This window comes from Streptomyces achromogenes subsp. achromogenes (assembly GCF_000720835.1).
GTDB classification, from domain to species: Bacteria; Actinomycetota; Actinomycetes; order Streptomycetales; family Streptomycetaceae; genus Streptomyces; species Streptomyces achromogenes.
Window position 1 is genome coordinate 81,630 of record NZ_JODT01000030.1, and the last position, 10,726, is coordinate 92,355.

At 71.0% G+C, this 10,726-nt stretch carries 10 protein-coding genes; 9 read left to right on the forward strand and 1 reads right to left on the reverse strand.

Annotated elements, in window-relative coordinates; genetic code table 11:
- Position 1 precedes the first annotated feature (1 nt).
- The 5 genes from IH25_RS0127865 (at position 2) to IH25_RS38675 (ending at position 6,695) form a co-directional block, all read left to right on the forward strand.
- Positions 2 to 1,480 carry an MFS transporter gene (locus IH25_RS0127865; protein ID WP_051754150.1) on the forward strand — a complete coding sequence of 493 codons (1,479 nt, stop codon included), beginning with the start codon at positions 2 to 4 and terminating at the stop codon, positions 1,478 to 1,480.
- 28 nt (positions 1,481 to 1,508) lie between these two features.
- Positions 1,509 to 3,185, forward strand: a complete 1,677-nt coding sequence (locus IH25_RS0127870) for a CocE/NonD family hydrolase (RefSeq protein ID WP_051754151.1) — start codon at positions 1,509 to 1,511, stop codon at positions 3,183 to 3,185.
- A 35-nt stretch (positions 3,186 to 3,220) separates the two neighbouring features.
- Positions 3,221 to 4,201, forward strand: coding sequence for a quinone oxidoreductase family protein (locus IH25_RS0127875; RefSeq protein WP_030616379.1), 981 nt, complete (start codon positions 3,221 to 3,223; stop codon positions 4,199 to 4,201).
- A gap of 82 nt (positions 4,202 to 4,283) precedes the next feature.
- The gene (locus IH25_RS0127880) at positions 4,284 to 5,192 is read left to right on the forward strand and encodes an NmrA family NAD(P)-binding protein (protein WP_030616382.1); all 909 of its coding nucleotides are present in this window, start codon (positions 4,284 to 4,286) and stop codon (positions 5,190 to 5,192) included.
- Between the two features lie 576 nt (positions 5,193 to 5,768).
- The gene (locus tag IH25_RS38675; RefSeq protein WP_051754152.1) at positions 5,769 to 6,695 is read left to right on the forward strand and encodes a sensor histidine kinase; all 927 of its coding nucleotides are present in this window, start codon (positions 5,769 to 5,771) and stop codon (positions 6,693 to 6,695) included.
- Positions 6,696 to 6,902: 207 nt separating this feature from the next.
- On the opposite strand, the gene IH25_RS0127890 is transcribed toward IH25_RS38675, so the two are convergent.
- Positions 6,903 to 7,508, reverse strand: a complete 606-nt coding sequence (locus IH25_RS0127890) for a response regulator transcription factor (RefSeq protein WP_078844449.1) — start codon at positions 7,506 to 7,508, stop codon at positions 6,903 to 6,905.
- A 307-nt stretch (positions 7,509 to 7,815) separates the two neighbouring features.
- Here IH25_RS0127890 and IH25_RS0127895 point away from each other — a divergent pair, with 307 nt between their 5' ends.
- From IH25_RS0127895 to IH25_RS39960, 4 genes are all read left to right on the forward strand, one after another.
- A complete protein-coding gene (locus IH25_RS0127895; protein ID WP_030616391.1) occupies positions 7,816 to 8,712 on the forward strand; it encodes an MBL fold metallo-hydrolase in 897 nt (298 codons plus the stop codon).
- A 96-nt stretch (positions 8,713 to 8,808) separates the two neighbouring features.
- Positions 8,809 to 10,401, forward strand: coding sequence for an acyl-CoA carboxylase subunit beta (locus IH25_RS0127900; RefSeq protein WP_030616394.1), 1,593 nt, complete (start codon positions 8,809 to 8,811; stop codon positions 10,399 to 10,401).
- 23 nt (positions 10,402 to 10,424) lie between these two features.
- Positions 10,425 to 10,616, forward strand: coding sequence for an acyl-CoA carboxylase epsilon subunit (locus IH25_RS43125; protein ID WP_369405229.1), 192 nt, complete (start codon positions 10,425 to 10,427; stop codon positions 10,614 to 10,616).
- Positions 10,617 to 10,632: 16 nt separating this feature from the next.
- A partial coding sequence (locus tag IH25_RS39960) for a biotin carboxylase N-terminal domain-containing protein (RefSeq protein ID WP_280842533.1) occupies positions 10,633 to 10,726 on the forward strand: 94 nt, incomplete at its 3' end.

A 10,726-nucleotide genomic window follows, 5' to 3' on the forward strand; every position in this document is an offset into this window, starting at 1 on the left:
CGTGACCCACTTAGGGACCCAGGACGGCACGAGTGGCGGCGGCGCGGCCACTCCGGCCGCCGGCACCACGCGGTCCCCGGACCGCACCGCACCACCCTGGGTGATCGTCACCCTCGCCTGCCTCGGCCAGTTCATGGTCCTGCTCGACGTGTCCATCGTGAACGTCGCGTTACCGTCCATCCAGACCGGTCTCGGCTTCAGCGACACCGGCCTGCAATGGGTCGTGAACGCCTACACGCTCGCCTTCGCCGGCTTCCTGATGCTCGGCGGACGGGCCGGTGACCTGCTCGGCCGCAAACGCGTCTACATCGCCGGCATCGCCGTGTTCACCGCGGCGAGCCTGGTCGGCGGCCTCGCGGACAGCCCCGGCGTCCTGATCGTCGCCCGTGTCGTGCAGGGCGTCGGCGCCGCCTTCCTGTCGCCGATCACCCTCGCCCTGCTCACCACCACCTTCCCCGAGGGCCCCAAGCGGGCCTCCGCGCTGGGCCTGTGGAGCGCGGTGGCGGGCGGTGCCGGCGCGGTCGGCTCCATCGCCGGCGGGCTGCTCACCGGCTATCTGTCCTGGCGCTGGATCCTCCTGGTCAACATCCCCATCGGCATCGCGCTCATCGCGGGCTGCGTGCGCTACCTCGACCACCGGCGCAGCGAAGGACCGCGCCGGCTCGACATCCTGGGCGCCGCCACCGTCACCCTCGCACTCCTCGCCCTCGTCTACGGCATCGTCAACACCGCCTCGTACGGCTGGACTTCACCGCAAGTCCTGCCACCGCTGATCATCGGCCTGGTGCTGCTCGCGCTGTTCTGCTTCGTCGAGGAGCGCGTCGCCAAGGTCCCGCTGATCCGGCTCGGCCTGCTGCGCGCCCGCTCGGTCGCCGGCGGCAATCTGGTGGGGCTGCTGATGAACGCCGCGTTCCTGTCGATGTGGTACTTCGTCTCGCTGTACCTGCAGAACGTGCGCGGCTTCAGCCCCATCCAGGCCGGACTGGCCTTCCTGCCGCACACACTGATGGTGATGACCGGGGCGCGGCTCAGCTCCCGGCTCATCTCCAGAGCCGGCACCCGTCCGCTCATCCTGGCCGGTGCCCTCAGCGCGCTCGCCGGCTTCGTGTGGCAGTCCCAGCTCGGCCCGCACAGCGACTTCGTGCTGATGGTCGTGCTGCCCGGCATGCTGATGGCGCTCGGCGTCGGACTGGTCTTCACCCCCGTCGCCGCGGCCGCCACCTCCGGGGTCGCGCCCGCCGACGCCGGAGTGGTCTCCGGACTGCTCAACACCTCACGGCAGATCGGCGGCGCCCTCGGCCTCGCCATCCTCACCACCATCGCGACGAGCCGTATCCAGTCGCTCTCCGGTGACGCTCAGCCCAGCTCGGACAACCTGGTCTCCGGCTACGGCCTGGCCTTCCTGGTGGCCGCGGCCTTCGTGGTCCTCGGCGCGGCGTCGGCACTCGTCCTGCCACGCGTCGCCAAGAACCGCTCCTGACGGCCGACTTTCCTCAAAAGGAGACCTCGTGAGCACCGACAAGCCCCAACTCACTTACCCCCACCTGTACTTCCGTGAGCCCAACCCGCTGGCCGACGGCAACTACCCTGGGTTCGCGCCGGGTTCGCGCGTCGCCGACGGAATGCGCATCGACCGCGACGTCGAGATCCCGGTCCGGGACGGCAGCGTCCTGTACGCCGACGTGCACCGGCCCGCCGACCCCGGCACGGCACCGCTGCCGGTGCTGATCTCCTGGGGCCCGTACGGCAAGCACGGCGGTCGCAGCACCGCCCCCAGCCGCAGCGCCGCCAGCGGCGTGGACCCGTCCTGGGTGTCCCCGTACGCGGCGATCGAGGCCCCGGACCCGCTGTTCTGGTGCCGCCACGGCTACGCGGTGGTCTACGTCGACCCGCGCGGCACCTGGAGCACCCCCGGCGACTACACCCTCGCCTCGGAGCAGGAGGCGCAGGACTTCCACGACGCGATCGAGTGGGCCGGCACCCGTGACTGGTCCAACGGCAAGGTCGGCCTGTCCGGCGTGTCGTACCTGAGCATCGCGCAGTGGCGGGTGGCCGCCACCCGGCCGCCGCACCTGGCCGCGATCAACCCGTGGGAGGGCCTGACCGACTTCTACCGGGACATCGCCTACCACGGCGGCATCCCGGAGACCGGCTTCATGGAGGTGTTCGCCCGGCACAGCCTCGGCTACTCCTCCACCCGCGTGGAGGACCTGGAGCGCCTCGCCGCCGAGCACCCCTTCGACGACGCGTACTGGGACGCCAAGCGAGCGGTCCTGGAGAACGTCGAGGTGCCGGCGTACGTCGTCGCGAGCTGGTCCAACCAGGGCCTGCACGGCCGCGGCACCCTGGAGGGCTTCAAGCGCATCTCCTCGGCCCACAAGTGGCTGGAGGTGCACGGCCGCAAGACCTGGGAGTACTACTACCGGCCCGAGAACGTCGCCAGCCAGCTGAAGTTCTTCGACTGGGCGCTGAAGGGCGAGGACAACGGCTGGACCGACCGGCCGAAGGTGCTCACCGAGGTGCGCGAACGGGCGAACGCCGGCTATGTCGCCCAGGAGCGGGAGTGGCCCATCGCCCGCACCGAGTACGTGCCGCTGCACCTGGACGCGGCCCAGGGCGCCCTGGTCGACAAGCCGCCGCTGGCCGAGGCCGAGGTGAGCTACCCGGTCCAGGACGGCGACGGGGTCGGCGGGACGCGCTTCAGCTACCGGTTCACCGAGCGGACCCGGCTCACCGGCCACGCCAAGCTGCGGCTGTGGCTGGAGGCCCGGGGCTCGGACGACGCCGACGTCTTCGTCGCGCTGCGCAAGAAGGACGCATCGGGCCAGGAGGTGCCGTTCCCGTTCTTCGCGCTGTACGACAACGGTCCCATCGCCCTCGGCTGGCTGCGGGCCAGCCACCGGGCCCTGGACGAGCGGCGCTCCACGCCGTGGCAGCCCTGGCACCGGCACGACCGCGAGGAGCTCCTCGAACCCGGTGTCCCGGTCGCCCTCGACATCGAGATCTGGCCCTCGTCGACGCTCTTCGAGCCGGGCGACAGCCTCGAAGTGGTCGTCCAGGCGGGTGATGTCGTCACCGGCGTCCTGCCCGGACACCGCCTCACCCGCAACGCCGGCGACCACGTCATCCGCACCGGCGGCCGGTTCGACAGCCATCTGCTCGTCCCCGTCGTCGCGGACGAGTAATCCGTACACGATTCACCAAGAAGGAGTGAGGACAGGTGCGTGCCGTCCTGCTGAAAGATTTCGGTCCTCCGGACCGGCTGACCGTGGCCGAGGTACCCGATCCGCGCCCCGCCCGGGGCGAGGTGGTGATCCGGGTGGCCGCCGTCGGCATCCAGTTCCTGGAGACCCAGGTCCGCTCCGGCATGATGCGCGGGGCCCTGGGCGGCGCGCCCCTGCCCGTGATCCTCGGCAAGGAGATCGCGGGTGAGGTCATCGAGGCTGGGCCGGGTGTCGACACCTCGCTCGTCGGCAGCCGGGTGCTCGCCACGACCGGCGGTGCCGGCGGCTACGCCGAGCTCGCCACCGCCCCCGCGGACGAGCTCGTCCCGGTGCCCGACGCGCTGGACTTCCGCGACGCCGTCGCGCTCTACCGCTACGGTGCCACCGCCCGCGGCCTGATCGACGCCGCACGCGTCGGCGCGGGCGACCGGGTCCTGGTGCAGGCCGCCGCCGGCGCCGTGGGCACGATCCTCGTCCAGCTGCTCAAGCGGGCCGGCGCGACGGTGATCGGCACGGCCCGCGGCGCCGCCAAGCTCGGCCTGGTCAAGGAGCTGGGCGCGGACCACGTGATCGACTACTCGCTGCCGGGCTGGACCGAGCAGGTCCGCCAGGCCGCCGGGGGGGCCGTCGAGGTCGTCTACGACCACGTCGGCGGTGAGCTCGGGCGCGATTCCTTCTCGCTGCTCGCTCCCGGCGCCGGCCGCCAGATCGTGTTCGGCTTCTCCAGCGGTCAGCCGCTCGACGTGAAGCCCATGGAGCTGTTCGGCCGCGGCCTGACCCTGACCGGCTTCAGCGCGGGTCTCATCTGGAACCGGCCCGCGTTCGCCCGCGAGCTGGTCACCGACGTGCTCGGCCTGGCGGTCGCCGGCGAGATCAAGCCGGTCGTCGGCCAGAGCTACCCGCTGGAGCGGGCGGCCGAGGCGCATGCCGCCGTGGAGGCGCGCAGCACCATCGGCAAGACCCTGCTCATCCCGTGAACCACCCTTCGCAGCACGCACCTTGCGCACGAACGTCCGGGCCGGCCGAGGCCCGGGTCTTACCGAGGAGAACGACAACACCATGACCACCGCATCCAAGATCTTCGTGGCCGGCGCCACCGGCCTGCTGGGCGGCCAGATCGTCAGCAACCTGCTGGACAAGGGCGCCTCCGTGCGCGCGCTGGTCCGGCCCGGCACCGACGGCGACAAGAAGGCCGCCCTCACCGCGCTTCAGGCCCGTGGCCTGGAGCTCGTCGAGGGTGACATCACCGACCCGGTGGAGAAGCTGGCCGCCGCGATCGGTGACGCCACGACCGTGATCTCGGCCATCCAGGGCGGCCCGGACCTGATCATCGACGGGCAGGTGAACCTGGTGCGTGCCGCCGAGCAGGCCGGTGCCCGCCGCTTCATCCCGTCCGACTTCGCGATCGACATCACCAAGCTGGACGACGAGGACAACGTCATGATCGGCTGGCGCCGGCAGGCCGCGGCCGCGTACGGCGACACCAGCCTCGATGTGATCTCGGTGCTCAACGGCGCGTTCTACGAGGTCATGATCGGCTTCATGGGCCTGGTCGACTGGGAGGCGGGCACCGTCTCCCACTTCGGCGACCCCGACCAGCCGCTCGACATGACCTCGGTCCCCGACACCGCCGCCTTCACCGCCGCGGTCGCCCTCGACCCGGAGGCCAAGGGCACCCAGCGGTTCGCCGGTGAGGTGCTGTCGATGCGCCAGTTCCACCAGACCCTCGAGCGGGCCACCGGCCGCAGCCTCACCCTGAAGCACCTCGGCACCGCCGACGAGCTGCGCGCCGAGATCACCCGGCAGGCCGCCGCCACCCAGAACCCGTTCGAGTACGTGGGTCTCCAGTACCAGTGGTGCATGGTGACCGGCAAGGGCAAGTTCGACACCCTGGACAACGCCAAGTACCCGCAGGTGAAGGCCGGTTCGCTGGAGGACTTCGTCCGGCAGGCCGCGCCCAAGGCCTGACCCAGGCACCGCCGGTACGACGTGACCGGTGCGGCGGTCGTCGCCGTACCGGCGGTCACCGGGGCGGCGGCCTGCCGCGGCGGTGGGAATCCCCCGCTCACCGCCGCGGTTCGCCGCCGCCCCGGTTCCTTGCGCCCACGTCCCGCTCGGAAACAACGAATTCACACAAACAAAACCGGCGAGTCGGTTCGGTAAGGGCGAACTTCCCGTCCTTGCCCCCGGCGATCCGGCGGGCTTGTTCATCCGGTGAAGGGGCCGAAGTCTGCCCTGACGTCTTCGAAAGGCGGTGCGCGGGCCGGGGAGTGGGGTCAGGTAACCGTTGACGAACCGTGAGACCGGTTTGTAATTTCAGGACCTGCCTCTACAAAAAATACAGGAGGTCCGGATGGTTATGCACGATCTCTACGGTTTGACCACCTGTACCCGGCGGCTTCCCCCCGGCTTCGTGACATGTATCGGCCGCCCCGCCCGAGCCGTATTAGGCAGGGCCACGTGATCTCTCACATCGCGCGCAGGAAATGTGCGAGACACCTGGCTCCGGCGGTGATCGTCGCGGTGCCCGTAGCGGGAGCGGCCATGGTGGCCGACGCCGCCCTGTGGGGTGGCCACGGAGTATTGCGGGGCCTGGTCGCCCTGCTGACCGTCATGCTGTACGCGGGCCTGCCGGCCCTGCTGGTCATGGATGCCTCGTCCTGTGGGCCCCGCCGCCCGTGCGTTCCCGTGGCCCTGCTGCCCGCGCTCGCGGTGACTCCGTTGCTGGTGCTCATGCCGGACACACTGAGCTACCCCGCCCTGGCCCTGGTCGTGTCGGTGGTGGCGCTCGACTGCCGGCGTCGTATCCGGGAGATGCTCTGGGCCCAGCAGCGCAGAATCGTCGAGGAAAGGAAACGGACCCTGCGTGAAGGCCGCCAACTGCGGCGCGATGTGCACGACGTGCTCGGCTACAGCCTGTCGGCCATCACGGTCAAGGCGGAACTCGTCGACCGGTACCTGGTGCAGAACGACGCACGGGTCAGGGAAGAGGTGGCCGAGCTGCTGGCACTGTCCCGCCGGACGCTCGCCGAGATGCGCTCCTTCTCCTCGGCCGCCCGGCGGCTGACCCTCGGCGTCGAACTCGCCTCCGTACGCCGTGTGCTGGCGGCGGCCGGCGTGGAGACCCTCGTCTACGGCGACGCCTCGGAGGTGCACGACCCGGCGCTGGGCGCGGCGTTGTCACTCGTACTGCGCGAGGGCGCGACCAACATCCTGCGCCACAGCAGGGCCGGCCTCTGCCGGATCACGCTGAGCAGCGAGGACGGCACCGTCATGCTACGGCTCTCCAACGACGGCTACCCGGGCGAGCTCGACGGCGGTGAGCCGCTGGGCACCGGCCTGGCGAGCCTCTCCTCCCGGCTCACCGCGTTCGACGGAACGCTGACGTGGACGCACGAAGGGGGCTGGTTCCATCTGACCGCCCGTGCCCCGCAGTCCGTCTCGTCGTACGGAACGTATGCGGCGACCTGAGGAGCGCCGGCCGAGCGCGCGCGTCACCCGGAGACTTGCCGAGGTGCCCGGTCCGCCGGGCCCCGGCGGGGCTTCGGTCCTGCCGCATCACAGTGGTTCGGTCCTTCCGGACCTCAGCGGTTCAACCGTGGTGGACCACAGCGCTTCAGCCGTGGAGGGTTACGGCGTTGCGGCCGTGGTGAGCTACGGCGCTGCGACCGTGGTGGGCTAGAGCCAGCCCGCCTGTTCGGCGATGCGCACGGCGTCCAGTCGGTTGCGCGCGTGCAGTTTGGTGACCGAGGACGCGAGGTAGTTGCGGACGGTCCCGGTCGACAGGTGCATACGGCGGGCTATCTCCGCGGGATCGGCGCCGGTGGCCGCCTGGCGCAGCACTTCCGTCTCACGGGGGGTCAGCGGGCTGACATCGCTTTCCCAGGAGGCCAGCGCGAGTTCGGGATCGATGACCCGGCCGCCGGCGGCGATCCGCCGGATGGCCATGGCCAGTTCCTTCGGCGGTGCTTCCTTGAGCAGGTAACCGCTGACGCCCGCGGCCATCGCCCGCTGCAGGGCTCCGGGCCGGCCCAGCGCCGTCAGGACCAGTGTGCGACACTGCGGCAACTGCTCGTGCAGGGCCGCGGCGGCGCTCAGTCCATCCAGTCCCGGCAGGTCGATGTCCACCACGAGGACATCGGGGCGGTGCTCCAGCGCCGTCGGCACGACGGCGTCCCCCCGGCCCACTTCCGCCACGACCTCGATACCGCGCTCGCCCGCCAGCAGGGCCACGAGGGCACCACGGATCATCTCCATGTCCTCGGCCAACATGACTCGTATCACGTTCCGCCCCCCACCTCAGGGCGGTCGGCCCCTGAGTAACTTGATCATACACAGCGCCTGTTCCGAACGAGTAAACGCTTTCTGACGGTATGTGAGGGTTCGCGCCGCTCGGCGCGCGGCACGCCCATCGTCCGCTCCAGGCGTGCTCGACGGGTGCCCGAGACATCCTCCAGACGCACTCGTGACGGCTGTGCGAAGGAAGCGTACGGCCGTCACGAGCGAGCGCTTGAGCGGGACTGCCGGTGGGCCTCGAGCCGGGGGCGGCAAGGTCGTGGCGAGAGCGGAACGGACCCACCGAGGAGAGAGCATGCCGCCGTATCTGACGGAAATCGCCGACGACGTCTACGCCTACGTCCAGCCGGACGGCGGCTGGTGCCTGAACAACGCCGGTCTCGTCGTGGCGGACGGCGAGGCCCTGCTGGTCGACACCGCGGCGACCGAGCGCCGGGCCCTGGCGCTGCGCGAGGCCGTCAAGAGTGTCAGCCCCGCCCTGCCCCGCCTGCTGGTCAACACCCACTCGCACGGCGACCACACCTTCGGCAACTACCTCTTCCCCGAGGCCGCCGTGGTCGGACACCGCGGCACCCGGGCCGAAGTGACCCAGGTCGGGTTGCATCTGACCACGCTGTGGCCGGATGTGTGCTGGGGCGATCTGGAACTGCGCCCGCCCCAGGTGACGTTCGAGGACCGGCTCACCGTCCACGTCGGCGGCACCGAGGTCCAGGTGCTGCACCTGGGCCCCGCCCACACCGGCAGCGACGTCGTGGTGTGGCTGCCCGGGCAGCGTGTGCTGTTCACCGGGGACATCGTGATGTCCGGAGCGACGCCGTTCTGCCCGATGGGCTCGGTGGCCGGCTCGCTCGACGCCGTGCGGGCACTGCGCGACCTGCGGCCCCGCGTGGTGGTGGCCGGGCACGGACCGGTGGCCGGCGAGGAACTGCTGGACACCACCGAGGGGTATTTCCTGCTGCTCCAGCGGCTGGCGAAGGACGGCGTGGCGGCCGGTGCCACCGTCCTGGACGTCGCCCGTGAGGCCGAACTAGGCGTCTACGAAAAGCTGTTGGACGCCGAGCGGATCGTCCCGAACCTGCACCGCGCCTACCTGGAGGAGCGCGGGGCCGAGCGCGGCTGCCCGGTGGACATGCCGGCGCTGTTCGCGGAGATGGTGGAGTTCAACGGCGGCCTGCCCGCCTGCCACGCCTGACCCCGGCTTCCAGACGGTTTCCAGGACGGCTCTAGGCGCCGGGCACAGCCTCGTCCGGCATGACCGCTTGTACAACCTTCCAGAAGGGGGCGGCACATGAGCACCGTTGAAGAGCGGCCGTTGTCGACGGCTCACTTCTCATCCCTGAGCGCCCGCACGGCCGAACTCGCCCAGGTCCGCGAGGCCGTGCGCCTCGGGCCGGGCGAGGCGGCCACCGCGGCGCAGCACGCCAAGGGCAAACTGACCGCGCGCGAGCGACTGGCACTCCTCTTCGACGAGGGCGAGTACACCGAGGTCGAGGGGATGCGCCGGCACCGGGCCACCGGATTCGGCCTGGAGACGAAGCGACCGTACACCGACGGCGTGGTCACCGGCTGGGGGACGGTGCACGGCCGTACCGTCTTCGCCTACGCCCACGACTTCCGCATCTTCGGCGGCGCGCTCGGTGAGGCCCACGCCGAGAAGATCCACAAGATCATGGACCTGGCCGAGAAGGCCGGTGCGCCCATCGTCGGCCTCTGCGACGGCGCGGGTGCCCGCATCCAGGAGGGCGTGACCGCGCTGGCCGGCTACGGCGGCATCTTCCAGCGCAACGTCCGCAACTCCGGCGTCATCCCGCAGATCTCGGTGATCCTCGGGCCGTGCGCGGGCGGCGCCGCGTACTCCCCGGCACTCACCGACTTCGTGTTCATGGTGCGCGGCACCTCGCAGATGTTCATCACCGGGCCCGACGTGGTCCAGGCCGTCACCGGCGAGCAGATCACCCAGGACGCGCTCGGCGGCGCCGACGCGCACTCCACGCTCTCCGGCGTCGCGCACTTCGCGTACGACGACGAGCGGGCCTGCCTGGAGGACGTCCGGCACCTGCTCGGGCTGCTGCCCGCCAACAACCGGGAACGCCCGCCCGCCGAACCGGCCGACGACCCCGCCGACCGCACCAACGAGGCGCTCTACGACCTGGTGCCCGCCGAGCCCGGCCGGGCGTACGACATGAAGCAGGTCATCGGCGAGATCGTCGACCACGGTGAGTACTTCGAGGTCCACGAGACCTGGGCCACCAACATCATCTGCGCGTTCGCCCGCCTGGACGGCGACGTCGTCGGCATCGTCGCCAACCAGCCCGCCGCGCTCGCGGGGGTCCTGGACATCGAGGCGTCGGAGAAGGCCGCGCGGTTCGTGCAGACCTGCGACGCGTTCAACATCCCGCTGATCACCCTCGTCGACGTGCCCGGCTTCCTGCCGGGTGTCGACCAGGAGCACGGCGGGATCATCCGGCACGGCGCGAAGCTGCTGTACGCGTACTGCAACGCGACCGTGCCGAGGATCTCGCTGACCCTGCGCAAGGCGTACGGCGGGGCGTACATCGTCATGGACTCCCGCTCCATCGGCACCGACCTGGCGCTGGCCTGGCCGACCAACGAGATCGCGGTGATGGGCGCGGAGGGGGCCGCGGGTGTCGTCTTCCGCAAGGAGATCGCGGCGTCCGACGACCCCGAGGCGACGCGCCGGGCGCGGATCGAGGAGTACCGCACCCGGCTCATGCATCCTTACTACGCCGCCGAGCGCGGCCTGGTCGACGATGTGATCGACCCGGCCGAGACGCGGTCCCGGCTGATCGGGGCACTGGCCATGCTGCGCCACAAGCACGCCCCGCTGCCCACCCGCAAGCACGGGAACCAGCCCCAGTGAGCGCCGGCCGGCCGCTCGTCGTGGTGGCACACGGCAGCCCCGACGCCGATGAACTGGTTGCGCTGGCAGCGGTGTTGCTGTCCGTCTCCCGAGGTTCGGGGAGCAGGTCGGCGCCGCCGCGACCCGCACTGTCCTGGTGCCGGGCCAACCCCGCCCATGGATCCGCCGTCGCCTGGGCGGCCGCAGCGCGGCCCGCCTGGACGTCTTCGTCGTGAGAGGACACACGTGAGTCTGCGCAAGGTGCTCATCGCCAACCGTGGCGAAATCGCTGTCCGCGTGGCCCGGGCCTGCCGGGACGCCGGGATCGCGAGCGTGGCCGTCTACG